This window comes from Burkholderia sp. FL-7-2-10-S1-D7, assembly GCF_001524185.1.
Taxonomy (GTDB): Bacteria; Pseudomonadota; Gammaproteobacteria; order Burkholderiales; family Burkholderiaceae; genus Burkholderia; species Burkholderia diffusa.
Genome location: NZ_LOWY01000090.1, coordinates 113145 through 134976, shown reverse-complemented (window position 1 = coordinate 134976; position 21832 = coordinate 113145). Strand labels below are relative to the sequence as shown.

At 67.5% G+C, this 21832-nt stretch carries 23 protein-coding genes; 7 read left to right on the top strand and 16 right to left on the bottom strand.

Features of this window, described 5'->3' with window-relative positions; genetic code table 11:
• Positions 1-38: 38 nt before the first annotated feature.
• The 12 genes from WS75_RS27135 to WS75_RS34785 form a co-directional block, all read right to left on the bottom strand.
• On the bottom strand, positions 39-959 hold the full coding sequence (locus tag WS75_RS27135; RefSeq protein WP_059685114.1) for an acetaldehyde dehydrogenase (acetylating): 921 nt from the start codon (positions 957-959) through the stop codon (positions 39-41).
• A 41-nt stretch (positions 960-1000) separates the two neighbouring features.
• Positions 1001-1783 (bottom strand): 2-oxopent-4-enoate hydratase, encoded by a 783-nt coding sequence (dmpE, locus tag WS75_RS27130; protein ID WP_059604944.1) that lies wholly within the window; start codon positions 1781-1783, stop codon positions 1001-1003.
• Between the two features lie 28 nt (positions 1784-1811).
• Entirely contained in the window at positions 1812-3323 is a 1512-nt protein-coding gene (locus tag WS75_RS27125; RefSeq protein WP_059685112.1) for a 2-hydroxymuconic semialdehyde dehydrogenase, read from the bottom strand.
• 60 nt (positions 3324-3383) lie between these two features.
• Positions 3384-3833 carry a GlcG/HbpS family heme-binding protein gene (locus WS75_RS27120; protein WP_059685110.1) on the bottom strand — a complete coding sequence of 150 codons (450 nt, stop codon included), beginning with the start codon at positions 3831-3833 and terminating at the stop codon, positions 3384-3386.
• A 20-nt stretch (positions 3834-3853) separates the two neighbouring features.
• A complete protein-coding gene (locus tag WS75_RS27115; RefSeq protein WP_059685108.1) occupies positions 3854-4798 on the bottom strand; it encodes a catechol 2,3-dioxygenase in 945 nt (314 codons plus the stop codon).
• A gap of 25 nt (positions 4799-4823) precedes the next feature.
• The gene (locus tag WS75_RS27110; protein ID WP_059685106.1) at positions 4824-5180 is read right to left on the bottom strand and encodes a 2Fe-2S iron-sulfur cluster-binding protein; all 357 of its coding nucleotides are present in this window, start codon (positions 5178-5180) and stop codon (positions 4824-4826) included.
• 1 nt (position 5181) lies between these two features.
• Positions 5182-6246: an NADH:ubiquinone reductase (Na(+)-transporting) subunit F gene (locus WS75_RS27105; RefSeq protein WP_059685104.1), complete on the bottom strand. Its 1065-nt coding sequence runs from the start codon at positions 6244-6246 to the stop codon at positions 5182-5184.
• A gap of 25 nt (positions 6247-6271) precedes the next feature.
• A complete protein-coding gene (locus WS75_RS27100; protein WP_059685102.1) occupies positions 6272-6628 on the bottom strand; it encodes a phenol hydroxylase subunit P4 in 357 nt (118 codons plus the stop codon).
• 69 nt (positions 6629-6697) lie between these two features.
• On the bottom strand, positions 6698-8248 hold the full coding sequence (locus tag WS75_RS27095) for an aromatic/alkene/methane monooxygenase hydroxylase/oxygenase subunit alpha (RefSeq protein WP_059685100.1): 1551 nt from the start codon (positions 8246-8248) through the stop codon (positions 6698-6700).
• Between the two features lie 38 nt (positions 8249-8286).
• Positions 8287-8556, bottom strand: coding sequence for an MmoB/DmpM family protein (locus WS75_RS27090; protein ID WP_059685098.1), 270 nt, complete (start codon positions 8554-8556; stop codon positions 8287-8289).
• Positions 8557-8592: 36 nt separating this feature from the next.
• The gene (locus tag WS75_RS27085; protein WP_059685095.1) at positions 8593-9588 is read right to left on the bottom strand and encodes a phenol hydroxylase; all 996 of its coding nucleotides are present in this window, start codon (positions 9586-9588) and stop codon (positions 8593-8595) included.
• Positions 9589-9604: 16 nt separating this feature from the next.
• Positions 9605-9991, bottom strand: a complete 387-nt coding sequence (locus WS75_RS34785; protein ID WP_257129461.1) for a phenol hydroxylase subunit — start codon at positions 9989-9991, stop codon at positions 9605-9607.
• A gap of 133 nt (positions 9992-10124) precedes the next feature.
• Here WS75_RS34785 and WS75_RS27075 point away from each other — a divergent pair, with 133 nt between their 5' ends.
• Together WS75_RS27075 and WS75_RS27070 are read left to right on the top strand one after the other, a co-directional pair.
• Entirely contained in the window at positions 10125-11810 is a 1686-nt protein-coding gene (locus tag WS75_RS27075) for a sigma-54-dependent Fis family transcriptional regulator (protein ID WP_059685090.1), read from the top strand.
• Between the two features lies 1 nt (position 11811).
• On the top strand, positions 11812-12552 hold the full coding sequence (locus tag WS75_RS27070) for a GntR family transcriptional regulator (protein ID WP_059685088.1): 741 nt from the start codon (positions 11812-11814) through the stop codon (positions 12550-12552).
• Between the two features lie 22 nt (positions 12553-12574).
• Here WS75_RS27070 and WS75_RS27065 read toward each other — a convergent pair whose 3' ends face one another.
• On the bottom strand, positions 12575-13399 hold the full coding sequence (locus WS75_RS27065) for a phosphate/phosphite/phosphonate ABC transporter substrate-binding protein (RefSeq protein ID WP_059685086.1): 825 nt from the start codon (positions 13397-13399) through the stop codon (positions 12575-12577).
• A 313-nt stretch (positions 13400-13712) separates the two neighbouring features.
• Between WS75_RS27065 and WS75_RS27060 the strand changes: the two genes are divergently transcribed.
• Together WS75_RS27060 and WS75_RS27055 are read left to right on the top strand one after the other, a co-directional pair.
• Complete coding sequence (locus WS75_RS27060; RefSeq protein ID WP_059685084.1) at positions 13713-14738, top strand: fatty acid desaturase; 1026 nt, start codon at positions 13713-13715, stop codon at positions 14736-14738.
• Positions 14739-14967: 229 nt separating this feature from the next.
• A complete protein-coding gene (locus WS75_RS27055; RefSeq protein WP_059685082.1) occupies positions 14968-16170 on the top strand; it encodes a benzoate/H(+) symporter BenE family transporter in 1203 nt (400 codons plus the stop codon).
• Between the two features lie 34 nt (positions 16171-16204).
• On the opposite strand, the gene WS75_RS27050 is transcribed toward WS75_RS27055, so the two are convergent.
• A complete protein-coding gene (locus WS75_RS27050) occupies positions 16205-17092 on the bottom strand; it encodes an NmrA family NAD(P)-binding protein (protein WP_059685080.1) in 888 nt (295 codons plus the stop codon).
• A gap of 197 nt (positions 17093-17289) precedes the next feature.
• Positions 17290-18195 (bottom strand): AraC family transcriptional regulator, encoded by a 906-nt coding sequence (locus tag WS75_RS27045; RefSeq protein ID WP_059685078.1) that lies wholly within the window; start codon positions 18193-18195, stop codon positions 17290-17292.
• A gap of 192 nt (positions 18196-18387) precedes the next feature.
• Between WS75_RS27045 and WS75_RS27040 the strand changes: the two genes are divergently transcribed.
• The gene (locus WS75_RS27040; RefSeq protein ID WP_059685076.1) at positions 18388-18585 is read left to right on the top strand and encodes a hypothetical protein; all 198 of its coding nucleotides are present in this window, start codon (positions 18388-18390) and stop codon (positions 18583-18585) included.
• Between the two features lie 48 nt (positions 18586-18633).
• Here WS75_RS27040 and WS75_RS27035 read toward each other — a convergent pair whose 3' ends face one another.
• A complete protein-coding gene (locus WS75_RS27035; RefSeq protein WP_059685074.1) occupies positions 18634-19587 on the bottom strand; it encodes a LysR family transcriptional regulator in 954 nt (317 codons plus the stop codon).
• Between the two features lie 100 nt (positions 19588-19687).
• On the opposite strand from WS75_RS27035, the gene WS75_RS27030 reads away from it, so the two are divergent.
• Positions 19688-21046 (top strand): NAD(P)/FAD-dependent oxidoreductase, encoded by a 1359-nt coding sequence (locus tag WS75_RS27030; RefSeq protein ID WP_059685072.1) that lies wholly within the window; start codon positions 19688-19690, stop codon positions 21044-21046.
• Between the two features lie 323 nt (positions 21047-21369).
• Entirely contained in the window at positions 21370-21804 is a 435-nt protein-coding gene (locus WS75_RS27025) for a hypothetical protein (protein WP_059685069.1), read from the top strand.
• Positions 21805-21832: the final 28 nt, after the last annotated feature.

The window sequence follows — 21832 nt, the reverse complement described above, 5'->3', positions numbered from 1 at the left end:
TTCCTTTCGTCCGGTCGTGGAAGTCGCGTCTGCCGGCGTCAGGCCGCCTGGGCGGCCGACGCCAGCGTGAGGCGGCCGGCCAGCAGTTCCTCGGCGAACATCTCGGCGGTGCGCGCGGCAGCGGCCGTCATGATGTCGAGGTTGCCCGCGTATTTCGGCAGGTAGTCGCCGAGACCTTCGACCTCGAGATAGACCGACACGCGGTTGCCGTCGAACACCGGCCCGTTGACGAGCCGGTAGCCGGGCACGTAGCGCTGCACGTCGGCGATCATCGCGTGCACCGATTCGACGATGCGCGCTTCGTCGGGCGCGGTTTCGGTCAGGCAGTGCACGGTGTCGCGCATGATGAGCGGCGGATCGGCCGGGTTGATCACGATGATCGCCTTGCCCTCGTTCGCGCCGCCGACCTGCGCGACGGCCGCGGCCGTCGTGCGCGTGAATTCGTCGATGTTCTTGCGCGTGCCGGGGCCGACCGAGCGCGACGACACGGTCGCGACGATCTCGCCATACGCGACCGGCTGCACGCGGGAGATCGCGCGCACCATCGGAATCGTCGCCTGGCCGCCGCACGTGACCATGTTCACGTTCATCTCGCCGGAGCCGATGTGATCCTTCAGGTTGACGGGCGGCACGCAGTACGGGCCGATCGCGGCCGGCGTCAGGTCGATCATCAGCACGCCGAGCGCGTTCAGCTTGCGGCTGTTTTCCGCGTGGACGTATGCGCTCGTCGCGTCGAACGCGATCCGCACGCCGTCGGCCTGCACATGCGGCAGCAGGCCGTCGACGCCGTCCGAGGTGGTCTTGAGGCCGAGTTCGCGCGCACGCTTCAGGCCATCGGAATCGGGATCGATGCCGACCATCCACACGGGTTCGAGCACGGGGCTGCGCATCAGTTTGGCGAGCAGGTCGGTGCCGATGTTGCCGGGGCCGATCAGCGCGCAACGGATCTTTCGGGTCATGGGGAATTCCTCGTTTGCGTGGAAAGGGGAACGGGCGGCGCTCACGCGAACCGCACCGAACACGCGCCGATCCCGCCGATCGACACGCGGAAGTTGTCGCCGCGCCCGACCGGCGCCATCGCAGCGAGCGCGCCGGACAGAATCACTTCGCCGGCCTTCAGCGGGATGCCGAGGCGGCCGAGCGTGTTGGCGAGCCATGCGACGGCGTTGACCGGCGAGCCGAGCGCGGCCGCGCCGGCGCCGGTGCCGATCACGTCGCCGTTCTTCTCGAGCACCATGCCGCAGGTCGACAGATCGACGCTGCGCGTGCTCACCGCCCGGTCGCCGAGCACGAACACGCCGCACGACGCGTTGTCGGCCACCGTGTCGCCGATGCGGATCTTCCAGTCGCGGATGCGCGAGTCGACGATCTCGAAGCACGGCATCACGCACTCGGTCGCGGCGAGCACCATCGCGTTCGTCACGCCCGGGCCGAGCAGGTCGCGCTTCAGCACGAACGCGATCTCGCCTTCGGCCTTCGGCTGGATCAGCGTGTCGAGCGCGATGCATTCGCCCTCGCCGTACACCATGCCCGACAGCAGGTAGCCGAAGTCGGGCTGGTAGACGCCGAGCATGTCCATCACCGCCTTCGACGTGACGCCGATCTTCTTGCCGATGACGGTCTCGCCCGCATCCAGGCGGCGCTGCACGAAGCGCTGCTGGATCCGGTACGCGTCGTCGACCGACAGATCCTCGTGCTGCGACGTCAGCGGCGCGATGGGCTCGCGCGACGTCATCGCGTCGTACAGCCGGTCGCCCAGCGTGGTAATCAACGTGGAGTCCATAAGAGTTTTCCGGTCGTTAACAGAGGGGTCAGAGCTTGATGCAGACGTTGCGGAGCTCCGTGTAGAACTCGAGCGAATGCACGCCGCCCTCGCGGCCGATGCCCGATTGCTTCGCGCCGCCGAACGCGGTACGCAGGTCGCGCAGGAACCATGAATTGACCCACGCGATGCCGACGTCGATCGACGCCGCGACGCGGTGCGCACGCGACAGGTTGGTCGTCCAGATCGCGGTCGACAGCCCGTACGCATTCGCGTTCGCGCGGCCGATCACCTCGGCTTCGGAATCGAACGGCATCACCAGCGTGCACGGCCCGAAGATCTCGTCGCGCGCGATCGGCGAATCGTCGCCGAGGCCGGTCCAGATCGTCGGCTGCACCCACGCGCCGCCGCGCAGGTCCGCCGGCATGTCGGGCACGCCGCCGCCCGTCACGACCGTCGCGCCGAGTTCGGCCGCCTTGCGGTAATACGACAGCACCTTGTCGCGATGCTCCTGGCTGATGAGCGGGCCGAGGCCGGTCGACTCCGCTTCCGGACGGCCGGGCCGCAGCCGTTCGGCGCCAGCCTTCAGCGCGGCGACGAAGCGCTCGAACAGCGGACGCTCGACATACACGCGCTCGGTGCCGAGGCACACCTGCCCCGCGTTCGCGAAGCACGAGCGCAGCGTACCCTCGACGGCCGCATCGAAATCGCAATCGGCGAACACGATCGCCGCGTTCTTGCCGCCCATCTCGAGGCTGACGGGCCGCGCGCCGTCGGCCGCGGCTTTCATGATCGCCGCGCCGGTGCGCGTCTCGCCGGTGAACGTGATCGCGTTCACACCCGGATGGGTCGTCAGGAATTCGCCAGCCGAGCCGGGCCCGAAGCCGTGCACGACGTTGTAGACGCCGCGCGGCACGCCGGCCGCGTTCATCACCTCGCCGAGCAGCGCGGCCGTCTGCGGCGTTTCCTCCGACGGCTTCACGACCACCGCGTTGCCGCACGCGAGCGCGGGCCCGACCTTCCACGTCATCAGCAGCAGCGGCAGATTCCACGGGCAGATCACGCCGACCACGCCGACCGGCCGGCGGATCGCGTAGTTGAGCGCGCCCGCGCCGTCCGGCGTCGCCATCTCGAAGGTTTCGCCGGGCACGTTCTTCACCACGTCGGCGAACACCTTGAAGTTCGCGGCGCCGCGCGGGATGTCGATATGGCTCGCGAGGCTCACCGGCTTGCCGGTGTCGGCCACTTCGGCTTCGAGGAAATCGTCGAAGCGGCGCGTGATGCCGTCGGCCACCGCATACAGGAGCTCGACGCGCTGCGCGACGGTCAGGCCGCCCCACGGGCCGGCCAGCGCCGCGCGTGCGGCCTGTACCGCCGCGTCGACGTCCGCGCGGCTCGCTTCGGCAACGCGCGCGATCACCGCGTTGTCGAGCGGCGAGCGCTTGTCGAACCAGCGTTCACCCGCGCGATAGTCGCCGTCGATGAAGTTGCGGACGAGCCGCGGTTCCGGCTGCCCGCCGGCGGGGCCGCGTGTCGCGGCGATGGGTTCGGTGTCGTACATGATGTGTGTGCCGATAGTCGTGAATCCGTGGGTTCGTGGAGCGCGCTTTCGTGCCGTGCGTCATGGCCCGCCGAAGCCGGCCGCGTCGCGCCCCGCGTTCGCGCATTGCTCGTCCTGCGCCTCGCTGCCGCCCGATACGCCGATGCCGCCGATCAACGCGCCGTCTTCGACGATCGGCAACCCGCCGCCGAATGCGACGAAGCGCGGCCGCAGCACGAGGCCCTGCCGCACCGCGTCCGAGTGCGACGCCAATGCGGCGTGCCACGCGCCGGTGGGCAGACCGAAGCTCGCGGCCGTGTACGCCTTGTCGATCGCGATATCGATCGAATGCAGCGGTGCGCCGGGCATGCGGACGAATGCCGCGAGCAGTCCGGCCGCATCGACGACCGCGACGTTGACGCGCACGCCGAGCCGTTCGGCGGCCTCGGCCGCCGCTTGCGCCGCGCGCGCCGCGGCGGGCCAGGCGATCGTGCGCATGTCGATGCTCCGCTTCGTGTCGTTTCGATCCATGACGCTGGGCTCCTCGCGGCTCAGGTGTAGACGGTCGTGAACGCTTCGTTCAGCTCGCCGGAGTGGAAGAAGATCCCGCGCCCGAGCTCCTCCTCGGTCCACGTCGTGACCGGGCGATCGGGTTGCGCGAGATAACCCAGCCCCGCGAACGTCTCGTTGCGATTGCCGCTCGGATCGAAGAAATAGATGGTGGTGCCGCGCGTGATGCCGTGCCGCGTCGGCGCGACGTCGATCTTCACCTTGTTCTTCGCCATGACGTCGGCCGACTTCAGCACGTCGGCCCAGTCGTCGAGGAAGAACGCGATGTGATGCAGGCCGTTGCGCGGGCCGCCGACGAACGCGATGTCGTGCGGCGTCGTGCTGCGGAACATCCACGTCGCGGCCTGGATCGTGTTGCCGGGGCCGACCATCACCTGTTCGGCCAGATGGAAGTCGAGGCACTCGGCCATGAAGCGCGTGTTCTCCTCGACACGGTTCACGCCGGTTTCGGGGTTCAGTTCGCACATCAGCAGGCAGTGGTCGAGCCAGTGGACGGCCGAGCCCGGAACGTCGTCAGGCCACGGATCGGGGTTCAGCGAGCCGACCGCGGTGCCCACCAGCGCCTTCTTCGCGAACAGCCGCAGTTCGTGCCCGCTCGGCAGCAGGAACCGCAATTGACGGCCGACCGCCGGCAGCGCGCCTTCGGGCAGCATCTCGGTCGCGATCCCGTAGGCCTCGATACGCTGCTGCAACGCGTCCAGGTCGGCGTCGTGTTCGACCTTGTACGCGGCGTGCTTGAGCCCCGCCTGATCGGACGGCGACAGGATCAGCGAATACTTGTCCCATTCGTCCCAGCATTTCAGATAGACGTTGCCCGCCGCGTCGCGCATCGTCTCCTGCATGCCGAGCACGCGCACGTAATGACGCAGCGCCGCTTCCATGTCCATCACCTTCAGACTGACATGACCAATACGCATCACACCCATGATGTGTCTCCTCCTGGTTTCCTGGTTACTTGTCGATCGTCGGCGCGCCGGCACCGGCCGCGCCGCAGAAGAACGGCTTTTTCAACCGGCCGGCCACCTCCAGTTCCACGTCGCCGTCCGGCACCACACGGCACGCGAGCGCATAGCCGTCGTCCTCCTCTTCCGCGCTGACGTGTGCGCGGCTGACCGGCCCGAGCTTGCGCACGGCGCCGCGCAGCACGCGCACCTTGCACACGCCGCACCCGCCGTTCAGGCAGCCGACCGGAATGCCGCGTCGGCCGAGCTTCGCCATGCCCGCCAGCAACGACTCGCCCGACACGCACGCATAGCGCTCGTCGGTCTGCGCGATCCTGACCGTCCCGCATACGCGGCCCGCATCCATGTCACACCCGCCGGAACAGCGGGCTGCGCGTCTGTTGCACGTCGGCCGCCGAGATGAACTTCTCGTGATAGATGTCGCGCTCGAACAGGCGCCCCTGCATCAGCGTCGTGATGCACGCGTCGATCATCGCGGGCGGGCCGCACAGGTAGGCCTGGTGCCCCGAGAAGTCGCCGTCGAAATGCGCCTTCGCGACGTCGTGCACGAACCCTTGCGCGACTTCGCCGCCGGCATCCGGCGCGCCTTCGGACAACGCCGGCACGTACGTGAAGTTCGGGTGGCGTTCGGCGAGCGCGCGGAATTCGTCGTGGTAGTACAGTTCCTTCGCGTTGCGCTGGCCGTAGACCAGCGTGATCGGCGCGGTGACGCCGCTGGCGAGCAGGTCCGCGATCATCGAGCGCGGGCTCGACAGCCCCGATCCGCCGGCCATGAAGATCATTGGCCGCGCGGCCGAGCGACGCACGAAGAAGCGCCCGTACGGGCCCGACAGCCGCATGCGGTCGCCGGTGGCCAGCTGCTCGTGCAGGTAGCCGGTGCCGAGCCCGCCCGGCACCTGCCGCACGTTCAGTTCGATCTCGCCGGTGGCCGCGACGTCGGCCGGCGCGTTCGCGATCGAAAACGCGCGGCTCTGACCGAGACCGGGAATCTCGAGCTGCACGTACTGGCCCGCCTGGAAATGGATCGGCTGCGACAGCTTCAGCCGGATCGACTTGATGGTCGGCGTGAGCTGCTCGATGCGCGTCACGTCAGCCGCGAAATCCTTGACCGGAATGATTTCCGCGTCCGGCTCCTCGTCGACGTCGGCCTCGATCACGGTGTCGGCCTGCAGCGTCGCGCAGCACGCGAGCGCCTTGCCTTCCTCGCGTTCGAAATCCATCAGCGCGAACGGGTTCGCGTCGCCGAGATCGGTTTCGCCGTCGAGCACCGCGACCTTGCAGGTGCCGCACAGGCCGTGACAGCACGCATGCGGAATGTAGATGCCCTGGCGCAGCGCGGCATCGAGCATCGTCTGTCCTTCCTCGACCTCGATCGTGACGCCCAGCGGCTCGATGGTAAGTTGGTGGCTCATGATGGTTCGCTCGTCCGCGTGGCGGTCAGAAGCTCGCGCCGCCGAGGCCGTCGAGGCCCGGCGTGCGGAAGCTGATCAGGTCCTTGTGCCCGAGGCCGTTGTCGGCCAGGCTCTTCGCTGCGTCCGGCGTCCAAGGCTCACCGGAGCGAAACCACTCGACGCGGCCCCAGTCGATCTTCGCGAAGTCGGGGTGATAGCCGTAGACCGGCGGCAGCACCTTGTCGGCGAGCGCGCCGAACGGCATGTCGGGCGGCAGCGGCAGGCAGAACGGCGCGGGAAACATCAGGTGGTTTTCCCAGCACACGTAAAGCAGCGGCGCCGGAAACTTCCCGACCGCATCCTTGATCGGGAAGTCGTAGGGTTTGAGCGCGATGACTGCCATGTTTGTCTCCTGTCGGCCGGCGTTTGCGCATTCGCGCGTACGCCGGTCTCGTTCAAGGTTGTGTATCGATCAGTTGCTCGTGGCCTGGCCGCGCCAGGCCGCGAAGTTCTTCTGGTCTTCCGAGCCGTCGAAATCGAGGTTGTCGCGGCCCATCTGCACTTCGTAGTAATCGAGCACCGCGGCGAGCGGATCGAAGCCTTCCGCGCTCGGGTCCGCATCGGGCGGGAAGCAGTTGCCCTGATAGATCTGGTGCACGGGCAGCCACGCCTGCACGTACTTCTGCGGCTCGTGGTCGAAGATTTCCTTGCAGTGATCGCTGCAGAAATGGAACTTGTTGCCGAGGTAGTTCGACTCGCGCGCGCCGATCTTCGTCGGGTTGCCGGGCTCGGTGAACAGCATCGGGATCTGGCAGGTCTGGCACAGCATCGGCAGCGTCTTCATGTAGAAGCGGTTGCCGGCCTTCGCCTGCTCTCCCCAGTAGTCGAAGCGCGGGCGGTAATAGCGGTCGAACGAGTCGGGATACTTCGCGGACAGCCACGCCATCTCGTCCTCGGTCGGCACCCACGTGTGGAACGCCGACGCCGCGTTGAAGCCGTAGAAGGTCGACCATGCCTGGTGGCTGATGTGGTCCTTGCCTTCGCACGCGTCCTGCCAGCCCTTCGGCTCGCGAATGCCGTAGCGCGCGAGATCCTTGAACAGCGCGCCGCCGTTCTGCTCCGCGTACATCTCCCACGACTCGCGCCAGCTCATCACGCGCTTCGGCTGCATGTAGTCCATCATCATCGCGACCAGCGTGAGCAGCCGGTAGCCGCGCCAGAACCACTTGTCGATCCAGCGCTGCACGATCGGCACGTTGTCCGGGTCCTGCTCGAGCAGAAACTTGATGCACTCGATGCCGAGCGTCATGTGACGCGATTCGTCCGACTGCGCGGAAAAGCCGAACGTGACGGTCGACATGTCGCCGTTGTACGCGGCGCCCGACATGAACGGCACGAACAGCAGGTTCGTCAGCACGTATTCGAACGAGAAGCTGACCGCCGTCAGGAACTCGAACGGCCCCGACGAATACGCGTCCTCGAAGAACGACTTCGGCACCGACAGGTACCAGACGCGGTCGAACCAGTGGTTCGAATGATGGAAGCCGTTGAAGAACTTGTTGTACGTCGACATCGCGTGCGTTTCGGTCTGGTAGTGCCGCAACTCGTCGATCGACTGCATCTGGCACGCGATGCGCGCGCCCTCGCCGGTGAAGTGCCGGCCGACGTGCGCGAAACCGCGATGCGCGAGATATTCAAGCGGCGTCACGCCCTGGATGAAGAGCTTCAGCGCGTTGATGTAGCGCGCGTCGGTCACGCCGAGGAACGCGTTGTTCTGCGTGAACGCATCGATCACCGCGTACAGCTTCTTCTCCTTCTCGCCCTGGTATTTCCAGTACGCATCCATCGTCAGGCGGAACGGGTCGACCCACTTGTCCCAGTCGTGGATCTTGATGCCTTCGTAGCGGTCGTACGGGAAGACCTTGTCCATCGGCTGATAGGTCGTCTCCCAGCCGAGGCCGCGCGTCATCGCCGCGTAGCGGTCCTTCAGGCCGAGCTTTTTCTTGAGCGTTGGCGTGTCCATTCGTGTCTCCGGTGTTGTCGGTACGTGTTGCGCGGCGTTCAGTGCGACCAGCTCAGCGTGAACTGGTCGTCGTCTTCGTCGATGTGGCCGGACAGCGTGATCAGGTTCACCTGCAGCTGCTGCAGGTCGAAGCGCGTGCCGGTCAGTTCCTCGATCGTTTCGCGGCGGATCGTCAGCCGGTCCGGCGCGTCGATCTTGACCATCCCGGGCGACTCGACCACCACCGCGCGCGGGTTGTCGGCGACGATCGCGTCGACGATCGGTCTGGACTCCTCATTGGCCTGAAAGGCGATGAATACGTTCGACATGCTGGCTTTCCTTGGGGTGAGGGGATATGCGCGGCGTCAGAGCGCGAGGCCGAGCTTTGCGACGCGTGCATGGAACTGCTCGCGCACTTCGTCGAGCGCTGCCCGGCCGGCATCCTGCAGCGCGCGCGCCGCGACCGGTGCGAGCGCCGCGTCGGCGCGTGCGGACCAGTCTCTGGTCCAGCGGGCGAGCAGCGCGCGGTTGTCGTCGGATTCGGCGGCCATGGTCTTCACCACCGCGTCGATCCAGCGATTCGATTCGGCGTGCCATTCCGGCATGAACGCGGTGAGCATCGCGACCGCCGAGCCGCCCGCGAGCGCGATCCGTTCGTCGACGAAGCGGTCGTAGACGAGCGGATACAGCAGGCCGTCGAGCGCGAGGTTCTGCGCGACGAAAAGCTCGACCGGGTCGGCCACGACCAGCGTGTCCTCTACGTAGCGGCGCAACGGCTGCCATGCGGCGTCGTTCGTCCAGCTGACCTTGGCCGCATCGAGCACGTCGGGCTCGGCCATCGCGAGCGCGAGGCGCGTCAGGTACTGCGCGACGCCGAGGTTGTCCATCGCATGGAACATCGCGGGCGCGGTGAACGCGGTCCCGTAGCCGAGCGCGCAGATCTGCGCGTTGTTCATGTTCGCGCCCCACGCGGCATGGCGCAGCGGCACCAGCACGTCGAGCGCGTGCGCGGCCACGTCCTCGCGCATCAGGCCAATCATCCGGCGCGATTCGACGAACTCGAAGTTCGACTCCATCGCGTCCTGCTGGCGCGCGCGTGTCGTCGCCCACGACGCGTAGTAGAACTGGCGCGGATCCTTCAATGCGTACCAGTTCGCCATCCGGATCGCCGAACGCGACGGATCGAATATCTCGTGGTCCGGGTCCCAGGTCGGCCGGTAATGGAAGTTCGCCTGGGGCTGCGCGCCCATCATGCCTTCCTGGTAGCGCGTCGCCGTCTTGTCGCCGCCGATGTTCTGCGCGACATGCGCGAAGGTGTGCCGGAGCGGCTTGATGTCGACTGTCTTCAGCTCGATGGTCACTTCTTGCTCCTCAAGGTCATGGGTTCGCTTCGACGTCGAGCCGCGTCACCTGCTGTTCGCGGCAGAACGCGTCGAAGGCGGCAGGAGACAACGTCAGCTCGACGAACAGATCCGGCGCGCCGCCGAGCGAAAACTCGAATTCGACGAAGCCGCGCGCGTTCGTGCCGGTCACTCGCGCGCACTTGCGGCCAGGGTCGAGCGGGGAAAGGTCGGTCGGGTGCTGATTCATGATCGGTGTCGCCTCCATGCCGCACTTCAATGCAGCATCCGTGCCACGTCCGGGCAGGCGCCCAAAAAATCTCGATAATTCAGGGAAAGCCCTGACGCGAAGTTCAAATTCGCGATCCACAATGGCGGTTAACCAGAACGGGAATCGCTCGCCGGCGACCGCGCCTGAACCCATATCCAGTGGCGCTTTTCATCATTTGAGCAACCCGGTCGAACGCATTTGACGAAATGATCAAATCGATCCGCCCGCTGCGGCGCCGCTGGCGAAAACCTTGAAAATCACGAGAAATCTCGACGGAGGAGACAAGATGCCGCCCAGCCTGCCCCCATTGCCGCCGGACACCGACCTGCGCAAGCTGATCCATTTTTCGGCGAGCGACGGTCGCATCTGGCTGGCCGGTCAGCGGATGGTGCTGCTGCATGCCGGCGCGCTGGCGACGCTGCGCCAGGAACTGATGGAAAGCGTCGGACCGGCACAGACGCGGCGCTTCTTCACGCGGGTCGGCTTCGCCGCCGGAGAACGGGACGCCGCGCTCGCCCGCGAAATTCGCAGCGGCGCGTCGTTGTTCGACATGTTCCATGTCGGCCCGCAACTGCACATGCTCGAAGGCGCCGTTCAGGTCACGCCGTTGCGGTTCGAGGCCGATCCCGCGACGGGCGCGTTCTATTGCGAGTACCGCTGGGAACATTCATGGGAGGCCGACGTGCACCGCCGCACGTTCGGGCCGCAGCCCGAACCCGTCTGCTGGATGCTGATCGGCTATGCGACCGGCTACACCAGCGCATTCATCGGCCGGACGATCCTGTTCAAGGAAACGGCCTGCGTCGGCATGCACGACCCGCACTGCACGATCGTCGGCAAGCCTGCCGAGGAATGGCCGGATGCCGACGAGATCTCGTCGTGGTTCAAGGCCGACTCGCTGATCAACACGATCCGCGACCTGCAGACCGAAGTCGAATCGTTGCGCCTCGAGATCACGCCGGACGACAGCCGGACCCGGCTCGTCGGACGTTCCGACGCATTTCGTGCAGCCTATGCGCTGCTTGAAACGGCCGCACCGACCAAGGTCGCCGTGCTGCTCACCGGCGAAACGGGCGTCGGCAAGGAACGCTTCGCGCGTGCGCTGCACGGCCTCAGCCCGCGCGCGCAAAAGCCGTTCGTCGCGATCAACTGCGCGGCCATTCCGCATGCGCTGATCGAGTCCGAACTGTTCGGCGCGGAGAAAGGCGCGTTCACGGGCTCGCAAGCCGCGCGCGCCGGCCGCTTCGAGCGCGCGGACGGCGGCACGCTGTTTCTCGACGAGATCGGCGAGCTGCCGCTCGACGTACAGGCAAAGCTGCTGCGCGTGCTTCAGGAGGGCGAGGTCGAGCGGCTCGGCGCAACCGACGGCCGGAAGGTGGACGTCCGCGTCGTCGCGGCGACCAACCGCGATCTCGAGCAGGCCGTGCGCGACGGCACCTTTCGCGCCGATCTCTATTACCGGATCAACGTCTACCCGGTGCTGATTCCGCCGCTGCGCGAACGGCAGGACGACATCGCGCCGCTCGCCGACGCAATGCTCGAACGCTTCGCGGCCGTGCACGGCAAGCCGACGCCGGCGCTGACCGACTACGCGTACGACGCGCTGCGCAGCTACCGCTGGCCCGGCAACGTGCGCGAGCTCGAGAACCTGATCGAGCGCGCGGTGATCCTGTCGCGCCCGAACCGTCCGGTCGACGCTAAGGACCTGTTCCCCGGCGTCGGCGCGCCCGGTGGCGCGACGGTCGATCGGGCCGGGCAGATCCGGCCGGCGGCCGCGATGTCGATCGACTGCGGCTCCCTCCTCGACCAGTTGCAGGGCGGCGGCGGCCTCGACGGCCTCGAGCGGGCGCTGCTTCACGAGGCCGTCGACCGCGCGAACGGCAACCTGTCGGCCGCCGCGCGCTTGCTCGGCCTGACGCGCGCGCAACTCAGCTATCGGCTCAACCGCAAGCAGGATCAGGAGGACGCGTGACATGAACACCATCGTGCCCGCCCATCCGTTCGACGACCCGCCGCCGGCGCTCGAGCCGGCCGACGCCGACGCCGCCGAGCCGCATGCCCGCACGCTCAGCGAGCATGCATATCACCAGCTCCGGCAACACATCATCGAGGGACATTACCCGCCCGGCGCGAAGCTGCGCGTCGAGCATCTGAAGGACGCGTACGGCGTCGGCGCGGGCACGCTGCGCGAGGCGCTCACGCGGCTCGTCAGCGATGCGCTGGTCGTCGCCGAAGGGCAGCGCGGGTTTCGCGTGACGCCGATGTCGGTCGACGATCTCGAAGCCATCACGCGGCTGCGCATTCATATCGAGGTCGACGCGCTGCGCGAGTCCGTGCGGCGCGGCGACGACGCATGGGCGCAACGCGTGCGGCAGAGTTTCGACATGCTGTCGGCCTGGGAGCAGCCGGTGTCCATCGAAAACCGCACCGCATGGGAAGCGTGCAACCGGCGCTTTCACGAAGCGCTGATTTCGGCGGCCGCGACGCCCTGGACGTACCTGATCCTGCGCATGCTGTCGCAGCAAAGCGAACGCTATCGGCGCGTGTGCATCGGGCTCTGCGATTCGAAGCGCGACGTGCATGCGGAGCACACATGCCTGTTCGAGGCCGCGATGCGCCGCGCCGATGCACGCGCGGCACTCGCGCTCGAGGACCATATCGGCACGACGCTCGCCGTGGTACGCAACGCGCCGCCCGGCACGTTGCCGTTCTAGCCACCGCGCGCGGACGCGGCGCTCACGCCAGCTCGGGATACCCGTGCGCGGCCGCGTCCTGCGCGAACCGGGCGATCGTGTCGTAGGCACTCGGCGGCAGACGCTCGAAACCCTTCAGCCGCAGTGCGTTCGCCCGCGCCGGATCGACCGAGACCGCGCGATCGAGCGCATCCTGCAACGCGCCTGCCAGCGTGGCGTCCAGCGCCTTCGACGCGATCAACGGCAAGCCCGGCGCCGACGCCGTCATGCCGATGATCCGGACGTCGTTCAACAACTCGGGCAGCGCGTCACGCACATACGCGAACGTTACGCAGTCGATCGCCGCGCAATCGGCAACGCCTGCCGCCAGCGCCCGCAGCACGTTCAGGTGCGAGCCGAACGACTCGACCGAACTGAAGAAACGCCCGTCATGCGCATGCGGCGCGACCGCATGCCGGAACGCGTTCATCCCGCTGTGTGAATCCGCGCCGTTGAATGCTGCCCGCAATCCGCGACAGGCAGCCAGCGTCGTCGCGCCGCCCGAGTGCACGCGCGCCGACACCACCAGCACACTGCTGTAGCGCGCGCCGTCGCAGCCGGGCGCATCGAATGCAGGTGTCGCGATCAGGTGCACGGCATCGTGCAATCCGAGCATGCGGTACGGATAACCGCATGTCTGCGACAACAGCAAGTCGTTGCGATGCCACAGCGCGTGCAGATCCCCGAACGGCTCGTCGAGCAGCGCGACGCCGGCAGGCCCGCCGGCACGCGCGAACGCATCGAGCGCGTCACGCAGCAACGCGCGCCACAGTGCGGCGTGGCGCGGCGTCACGTTGTACATCGGCAGTCCGGCGATCCATGGGCTCATGCGTGCATTCTACGCACCAGCGATGCATTGGAGAAAGCCCGTTCGCCTGGATTTCGCGCCGGTCCGGCACGCGCTGAGGCGGTCAATGCTTATCTGCCGCGCAACGATAAGCAAATGCGAATTGCTTGGTTGGCCTGACTACGCGAGCCGGTTAGCGTTCCAGTGTCGCGACACCGTCGCGAGCCGCCGTAGCGGCCGACTACGAGCCGCGCCCCGTGTCTGTCAACCGCATCGCGGCCCACGCCGGCGCGATTGTCCGCTACCCGTTACCCGTATAGCACCCGCATCACCCGCTTCATCCCGCCCCAGCACCATGGCCGAATACTTCGACGTCGACCACGCGCGCGCGATCGCCGCACTCAACGCCCGCTTCACTGCCCGCACCGAGTGGCCGACGTGGCTGCTGGTCGTCGCGATCTACGGCGGCTGGCTCGCCATGCTGCTGCTGGTACGCGCCGAGCGCCTGTCGCTCGCGGCCGCGACACCGCCGCTGATCCTGCTCGGCGCGTGGCACCTGTCGCTGCAGCACGAGCTGCTGCACGGCCATCCGACGCGTTCCGCGTTCGTGAACCGGCTGCTCGGCTACCCGCCGCTGACGATCTGGTATCCGTACACCCTCTATCGCGACACGCACCTCGACCATCACCGCGACGAGGACCTGACCGTGCCGGGCGTCGACCCGGAAACGAACTACGTGTCGCGCGAGCGGTGGGCGCGGCTGCCGCGCTGGCGTCGCGCGCTGACGGTTGCGCGCACCACCTTCGCCGGACGTCTCGTGTTCGGGCCGCCGACGAGCGTCGCCGCGATGTTCGCCGACGCGTTCGCCGCGTTCCGGCGCGGCGACTTCCGCCATCTGCGGATGTGGATCACGCACACCGCCTGCGTGGTCGCGATGCTTGCATCGCTGCAGTGGGCAATCGGCGTGCCGTGGTGGTACTACCTGCTGGCCATCACGTGGCCTGCGCTGTCGCTCGCGATGATCCGTTCGCTGTACGAGCATCGCGCCGCGCGGCATCCGAAAGCGCGTATCGCGATCAACGAAGCCGGCTTCGCGATGCGGCTGCTGTACCTGAACAACAACTATCACCTCGTACATCACGACCTGCCGTCGCTGCCGTGGTACGACCTGCCGCGCGCATACAGGATGCGGCGCGATGCGTATGCGGAGAAATGCGGCGGCTTCGTGATCCGCGGCGGCTATCGCGAACTGCTGGCGCGCCATGCGTGGACGCCGACCGACACGCCCGTGCATCCGTTCGACCAGGGCACGGCGTCGCTGTCGACGGGCAGTGGTGCGAAGGTCGCCGCCGTCGACGGGTATCTGCAGATCAGTACGTAGTGCTTGAGTGAATCGCGCTTCGCCGCGAAGGCGCCCGATGCGACGACGCCCGCGCAATGCCGCACGGCCGCCCCGATGCACATTTCTTACGAAAAGCCGACAACATCGATCTTCATCGGCAAATTGCCAATTTCGGCGGCAATGCCCAGAATGACGGATCGTCCGGGGACGCCGACCATCATTCGCCCCGGCTCAGCCGCCCGGCCGCGCGCCGCACTCCCCTACGACAATGCAACCGAACACCTCGCCCGGCGCGATCCGCTCGATCGGCAACGACTGGTCCGTCTCCGCGGTGACCGCGGGCTTTCTCGCGGTGCTGATTTCCTACGCGGGCCCGCTCGCGATCTTCTTTCAGGCGTCGCAGGCCGCGCATGTCTCCAACGAGATGGTGGCGTCGTGGGTCTGGGCGATCTCGATCGGCGCGGGCGTGTCGGGCCTCTTCGCGAGCTGGAAGCTGAAGGTGCCGATCGTGACCGCATGGTCGGCGCCCGGCACCGCGCTGCTCGTCGGCCTCTTTCCGCAGCTGACGCTGAACCAGGCCGTCGGCGCGTACATCACGGCCGCGCTGATCATCCTCGTGATCGGCATCACCGGCTATTTCGACCGGCTCGTGCGCCACATTCCGCGCGGCATCGCATGCGGGATGATGGCGGGGATCCTGCTGCCGTTCGGCATGCATGCGTTCTCCGCCGCGACCGCGCAGCCGGTGCTCGGGTTCGGGATGATCGCGGCCTACGTGATCTTCAAGCGCCTGCTGCCGCGCTACAGCATCGTGCTCGTGCTGCTGACGGGCGCCGCGCTCGCGACGCTGCTCGGGATGGCGCATCTCGGCAACGTGTCGCCGAGCCTCGCGCGGCCGATCTTCATCGCGCCCGAATGGACGCTCGGCACCACGCTCAGCCTCGCGCTGCCGCTCGTCGTCGTCAGTCTCACCGGCCAGTTCCTGCCGGGGATGACGATCCTGCGCGTGTCGGGCTATCACACGCCCGCGCGGCCGATCATCACCGCGACCAGCGTGATGTCGCTCGTCGTCGCGTGCTTCGGCGGGATCACGATCGTCGTCGCGGCGATCACCGCGGCGCTGTGCACCGGCAAGGATGCGCACGAGGATCCGGATCGGCGTTATATCGCGGGCATCGCGAACGGCGTGATCTACCTGATCGGCGGGCTCTTCGCGGGGACGATCGTCACGCTGTTCTTCGCACTGCCTAAGGCGTTCGTCGCGATCCTCGCGGGGCTCGCGCTGATCGGTGCGATCGGCGCGAACGTGCACGGAATCTTCGAGGACGAGGCACATCGCGAGGCATCGGTGATCACGTTCCTCGCGACCGCATCGGGGATGACGTGGCTCGGGCTCGGGTCCGCGTTCTGGGGGATCGTGATCGGGTCGGTCGCGTATGCGGTGACGAGCTGGGCGCGGCGGCAGGCGTAACGCGCGGCACGCGCCCGTTCAGCCGCCGCGTCGCTCACCGCGCATGCTCACGCACCAGCGTTGCGAATGCCTCCGCCGGTGTCGTCGCGCCATACACCCGCTCCGACACGCCGGCCTCGACATCGATCTGCCCCGCGTTGTGCGCGTCATAGAGATCGACGATCAGTTGCGCATGACGCTCGCTGAGCCCCGCGCGCAACAGCGTCGCGGTCCATGCGTCGCGCGGCAGTTCGCGCGCGACGATCTCGTGGTCCGCGACCGCGCCGAGCGTATCCGCGATGTCCCGCACGCTCACCCGCCGCGGCCCTTCTATGCTGACGATACGCGGCCCGTTGCCGGTTTCGGCGGAATCGAGCAGCAGCCGCGCCGCCGCGACACCGACATCGGGCGCCCAGACCGTCGGAAACACCTTGTCGACCGGATGGTGAAAGCTTGGCAGCACGCCGGTGGCGAGTGCGACGGGCAGCACGCGGGTCCAGTTCTGCAGGTGTTCGGCCGAGCGCAGCAGCGTGAGCCGCGTCGGGACCGTCCTCAGCCTTTCCTCCAGACGATGAAAGAGCCGCGTGATGCCCGTGTTGCCGTCGCGCTCGGCGCCATAGTCCGACAGCGCGAGCAGCGCGGGTGGCGGATTCGCGACGAGCGCGCCGGTCACGAGGTCGATCGTCCGCGCCATCGTTGCCGCCGGGTCGCCGTCGGCGATCGGCACCGGGCACAGCATCTGCACGGCTTGCGCGCCATCGATCGCCGCGGCGACCGCGCCGGCGTCCATCAGATCGGCGATCGCAACGTCGCAGCCGAGTTGCGCGAAGCGTTCGCGCCGGCGTGCGTCGCGCAGCACCGCGCGCACGGGATGGCCTGCCTGGCGCAAGGTCGTCACTGTCGACAGCCCGACGTTGCCTGATGCTCCGAAGATCACGAACACGATCCGCTCCCGGGGGATGATGGTGCAGTGATTGTCGGCGCTCAGAGCCAACGTGACGCGCACGGACGGATGATCGGAGCAGGAACGGATGACGGATGACACGGTTGCCGAGGTTGTCCGCTGCGTCGCCTGCTCCGGCAGATCATGGTCTCGCCGATCGTCGGCGCCCGCGCGGTCCAATCCGGCACAGCGGCCGATCAACGGTCCTCGCCGTCATCAGCGAGCCGCAGCCCGCCACGCGCCCCGGACCGCGCGACCTCCGTCGGCGTCACGCCCAGCACGCGATTCATCCAGCTCGCCATGTGGCTCTGATGCGCGAACCCGGCTTCGAGCGCGATCTGGCTGATGCTGAGCCGGCCTTCGAGCAGCAACGCCTTCGCACGCTCGACCCGGCGCCGCACCACGTACTGATGCACCGGCATCCCGAGCGTCTCGCGAAACAGCACCTTGAAATGCGGCACGCTGATCGACACGAGCGCCGCGAGCTCGGCCAGCGACATGCGGCGTTCGAGGTTGGCCTCGACATAGTCGATCACGCGCGCCGCCGCTTTCGGCGCAAGCGTACGCCGGCGCTCGCGAAACACCGGCTGGCTGTCGACCAGCCGCGCGACGAGCGCCGTGCACAGGCTCTCCGCAAAGAGGGGATCCGACGCGTCTTCCGCTTCGAGTTCGGCGGCCATCGCCCACGCGATGTGCTGCAGGCGGGGATCGCGCACCTGCAGCCGCCGGCGGATCTGCGCCTGCGACGGCTTGAGCTCGAGTTGCTCGAACGTGCGCCGCACGAACGTGTCGCTGAGTGCGACGTGCAGGATCCGGCAGTCGGCACTGTCGGTCCACTGGCCCGGCAGGCCGGCGGGAATCACGTCGATGTCGCCGTGGGCCTGGATGCGCGACACGCGTTCGCCGTCGCACACGCAATCCGCGCGCACGGGCGAGCCGATATGCACGCCGATGCGGTGATGATCCGCGGCCGGAATCCGGTATGTACCGGCGCGAATCTCCAGCAGCGACGCGCCGAAGCCGCGCCAGCCGAGCCCGCGGCTGGAGCGCAGGCTGACCGGCACGCCGTTGTCAGTCGGCGCGGCGAGAATCGGATCGCTCATGGTTCCCCTCCACCAGATCGGGTGTCGAACGCGCATTGTGACGCTTTTCCGGGCCGCTTGCCGGGCGCGCACCGCCCTTCCCGCGCCGCGCAGAAAAAGATCATCCTTTCCTGCTCCGCCGCATCCTTGCCTGCGCGCGGACGGGCGCCTCGGCGATTACGATGGCCTCATCCGACACCTACGGAGACCGTCATGCCCCATTCGTGCCCACAACGTGCGGCGTTCATCCTCGCTTCGCCGTCCCGTACGGCTCGCCGTCCTGCCGGCCCCGCTCCCCGCAACAACCGGACCGCCTTCGCCGCGCGGTGCCTGCGCATGATCGGCTGGTACCGCCTCGAACGGCTGCTCGCGTCGATTCCCGACAGCAACGACGACTTCGGGATCGTTTGACAGACCGAACGCACGGCCCGCACACGCCGCCCGCGCCCGGGCGTGCGCCTACTTGCGCCGCCGCTCGTGCGGCGCCGCCGTCGCGCCGTCGATCACCGGCGCGCCCTGCTTGATCAGGAAGTCGCGAAACAGCCCCGTCACCTGCGAGATCCGCCGGTCGGCGAGCGTGACCACATACCATTCGCGCTCGATCGGGTTGCCCGGAAACGGCAGTTGCCCGAGCAGCCCCGTGCGCAACTCGAGTGCACACGCGTGCAACGACAGGAACGCGACGCCGAGCCCTGCTTCGGCCATCTGCTTGATCGCCTCGTTGCTCGACAGTTCGGAGCCCACATGGAAACGATGGCCGGCCGTCTTGAACAGGCTCTCGACGGTCGAGCGCGTGCCCGCGCCGCGCTCGCGCACGAGCAGGTGCGCGGATTCGAGATCCTTCAGCGCGACGCGCTTGCGCTGCATCAGCGGATGGCCGGGCGCCGCGACGAACACCATCGGATGCTTCGCGAACTCGACCGCGTGCGTGCGCAGCTCCCTCGGCGCGCTGCCCATCACCGCGAGATCGATTTCATGCGTCGCGAGCATGCGGATGATGTCGTCGCGATTGCCGACCTTGAAATAGGTCTTCACGTGCGGGCGCGTCGCGGTGAATTTCACCAGCAGCGGCGGAATCAGATACTCGGCCGTCGTAATCGCGCCGATCCGCAGCGTGCCGCCGAGGTCGCCCGTCAGCGCGGCCACTTCGTCGCCGGCCTCGCTCCACAAATGCAGGATCTCGCGCGCATAGCGCGCCACGATTTCACCGGCCGCGGTCAGTTGCACGCCGCGCCCCACCCGCTGCAGCAGCGCAGCGCCCACCGCCTCCTCGAGCAGGCGAACCTGCAGCGACACGGCCGGCTGCGTCAGGTTCAGCTCCTCGGCCGCGCGCGACACGCTGCCGAGCCGCGCAATCATGTCCAGCGCCTTCAGCTGCCGGAACGTCGCGGCCTTTCCTATAAGTGAATACATATGAGTTGCTTATAAACATTAAATTGTTCGCGTAGGTTCAAAACTATATCGTCGGTTCTTGAGCAATGTCATCCGAATCGTCATCAGCGGGAGCCACAACATGGACCACATCACGCCTACCCTTGCAACGGATCGCGCACCGCGCGTGCCGCGCATCGTGATCGTCGGCGGCGGCGCCGGCGGCCTGCAGCTCGCCACGCGTCTCGGCGACACGGTCGGACGCCGCGGGCAAGCCGAGGTCGTGCTCGTCGACCGCTACCCGACGCACTTCTGGAAGCCGCTGCTGCACGAAGCCGCATCCGGCCATCGCGATCCGGCCTCGCACTCGATCGAATACGCGGCGCAGGCGAAGCGCCACGGCTTCCGCTTCGTGCAGGGCGCGCTGCAGCGGGTCGACCGCGCGGCACGCACGGCGACGATCGCGCCGGTGCAGGACGCGGACGGCACGGAGATCCTGCCGCAACGTGAGCTCGGCTACGACGATCTGGTGCTGGCCGTCGGCAGCGTGACGAACTTCTTCAACGTGCCGGGCGCCGCGCGTCACGCGCTGCCGCTCGAAAACCTCGACCAGGCCGAGGATTTCCGCCGCAAGTTCCTGGCCGCCTGCACGAAGGCGAACCACCTGGCCGAGCAGCAGCCGGCGCGGCGCGCGGCACCGATCTGCATCAACGTGATCGGCGCGGGCGCGACGGGTGTCGAGCTGGCCGCGGCGCTGCGTCATGCGATCCAGCAGCTGACGACGTATCGCTTCAAGGCACTGGTGTCGGCGCGCGACGTACACATCCGGCTGATCGAAGGCGGCCCGCGCATCCTGCCGGCGCTCGACGAAAGGCTGTCGGCCAGGATGCAGGCGCAACTGCGCACGATGAACGTCGAGGTGCTGACGGATACGCGCGTCGCGGAAGTCGGCGCGGACGCGGTCACGACCGCGACCGGCGAGCGGCTCGCGAGCGACATCTCGATCTGGGCGGCCGGCGTCGCGGGCCCCGCGATGCTGCGGGAACTCGGCGACATCGCGCTCAACCGGTCGAACCAGGTGATCGTGACCGACACGCTGCAGACGCCCGACGATCCGCACGTGTATGCGTTCGGCGACTGTGCCGCGTGCCCGTCGGCCGATGCGAGCGGTTTCCTGCCGCCGCGCGCACAGGTCGCGCACCAGCAGGCCGTGTACCTTGGCGATGCGCTCGCGCGGCGCCTCGCCGGCAAGCCGATATCGAGCTTCACGTTCCGCGACGCGGGCACCGTCGTGTCGCTCGGCCGGGCGGGTGCCGTGTATCAGGCCGACCTCGGCGTGCGTTCGCGCTCGCTGATCGTCGACGGGCTCGCCGCGATCGGGCTGTACAAGTTCCTGTACCGCAAGCATCTGTTCAGCGTGTACGGACTGAAGCGCGCGCTGTTTCAGTCGCTGAGCCACTGGCTGCAAAGCCGCAACCAGCCGTCGATCAAGCTGCACTGACCGCCGACTGCCACACGGCATCGCAAGACGGCGTGTCGGGCACACCTCGCCCGATACGCCGTTTTTTCATCTGCACACATCGGGTGCATTCGTTGCGTGCGCACGTTTGGTGCATCACATTGAAGCCCGTCGATACGATGCAATCATCCGCACAACATGGGATCGGGCGCATCCCGCGCCGGCGTTGGCTCGCCACCCCATTCATTAGTCGAATCGTATGAGTCGACTATAAATATTAATTGGTTGTAATTTCGGGATCGACGCTAAGGTGTGGGACATTCCCGTCCGCGAACGGATCGTCACGTCTCAGGAGAGGAATCACCGTGGTCATCGAAGCCATCGTCACCCGTCTCGACGCCGCATTCGCGCAGATCGAAGCGACACCGGATTCGCACGAATCGCGCAACCAGCGCGATGCGATCATCCAGTGGCTCGACAGCGCGTCGGAGCAAGGATATCGACTCGGTCTCGTCACGACGCTGCCTGCCGCCCGGCTCAGCGACATGTTCGAAGGCCAGTTCGGCCGCGCGAACCTCGACCGCTTCTCGGTCGTCGTGACCGACGCCAATCAGCAGGACTCCGTATCAAACCAGCATCCGTTCGACGTCGCACTGCAGGCGCTGGGCGTGCCACCCGAGCGCGCGGTGGCCGTCGCGAGCAGCGAACCGGAACGCCGCGAAGCCGAGACGTTCGGCCTGTCGCGTTGCGTACGCATCACCGACACGATGCGCTCGATCGCATCGGCAGGCCTGCACTGACCTGAGCACCTGCATACGGGCCGGCTCG

Bases quoted from the DNA above. Each gene is read 5' to 3' on its own strand.
- WS75_RS27135 (WP_059685114.1), bottom strand. From the start codon at position 959: ATGACCCGAAAGATCCGTTGCGCGCTGATCGGCCCCGGCAACATCGGC.
- dmpE (WP_059604944.1), bottom strand. From the start codon at position 1,783: ATGGACTCCACGTTGATTACCACGCTGGGCGACCGGCTGTACGACGCG.
- WS75_RS27125 (WP_059685112.1), bottom strand. From the start codon at position 3,323: ATGTACGACACCGAACCCATCGCCGCGACACGCGGCCCCGCCGGCGGG.
- WS75_RS27120 (WP_059685110.1), bottom strand. From the start codon at position 3,833: ATGGATCGAAACGACACGAAGCGGAGCATCGACATGCGCACGATCGCC.
- WS75_RS27115 (WP_059685108.1), bottom strand. From the start codon at position 4,798: ATGGGTGTGATGCGTATTGGTCATGTCAGTCTGAAGGTGATGGACATG.
- WS75_RS27110 (WP_059685106.1), bottom strand. From the start codon at position 5,180: ATGGATGCGGGCCGCGTATGCGGGACGGTCAGGATCGCGCAGACCGAC.
- WS75_RS27105 (WP_059685104.1), bottom strand. From the start codon at position 6,246: ATGAGCCACCAACTTACCATCGAGCCGCTGGGCGTCACGATCGAGGTC.
- WS75_RS27100 (WP_059685102.1), bottom strand. From the start codon at position 6,628: ATGGCAGTCATCGCGCTCAAACCCTACGACTTCCCGATCAAGGATGCG.
- WS75_RS27095 (WP_059685100.1), bottom strand. From the start codon at position 8,248: ATGGACACGCCAACGCTCAAGAAAAAGCTCGGCCTGAAGGACCGCTAC.
- WS75_RS27090 (WP_059685098.1), bottom strand. From the start codon at position 8,556: ATGTCGAACGTATTCATCGCCTTTCAGGCCAATGAGGAGTCCAGACCG.
- WS75_RS34785 (WP_257129461.1), bottom strand. From the start codon at position 9,991: ATGGGTTCAGGCGCGGTCGCCGGCGAGCGATTCCCGTTCTGGTTAACC.
- WS75_RS27075 (WP_059685090.1), top strand. From the start codon at position 10,125: ATGCCGCCCAGCCTGCCCCCATTGCCGCCGGACACCGACCTGCGCAAG.
- WS75_RS27070 (WP_059685088.1), top strand. From the start codon at position 11,812: ATGAACACCATCGTGCCCGCCCATCCGTTCGACGACCCGCCGCCGGCG.
- WS75_RS27065 (WP_059685086.1), bottom strand. From the start codon at position 13,399: ATGAGCCCATGGATCGCCGGACTGCCGATGTACAACGTGACGCCGCGC.
- WS75_RS27060 (WP_059685084.1), top strand. From the start codon at position 13,713: ATGGCCGAATACTTCGACGTCGACCACGCGCGCGCGATCGCCGCACTC.
- WS75_RS27055 (WP_059685082.1), top strand. From the start codon at position 14,968: ATGCAACCGAACACCTCGCCCGGCGCGATCCGCTCGATCGGCAACGAC.
- WS75_RS27045 (WP_059685078.1), bottom strand. From the start codon at position 18,195: ATGAGCGATCCGATTCTCGCCGCGCCGACTGACAACGGCGTGCCGGTC.
- WS75_RS27040 (WP_059685076.1), top strand. From the start codon at position 18,388: ATGCCCCATTCGTGCCCACAACGTGCGGCGTTCATCCTCGCTTCGCCG.
- WS75_RS27035 (WP_059685074.1), bottom strand. From the start codon at position 19,587: ATGTATTCACTTATAGGAAAGGCCGCGACGTTCCGGCAGCTGAAGGCG.
- WS75_RS27030 (WP_059685072.1), top strand. From the start codon at position 19,688: ATGGACCACATCACGCCTACCCTTGCAACGGATCGCGCACCGCGCGTG.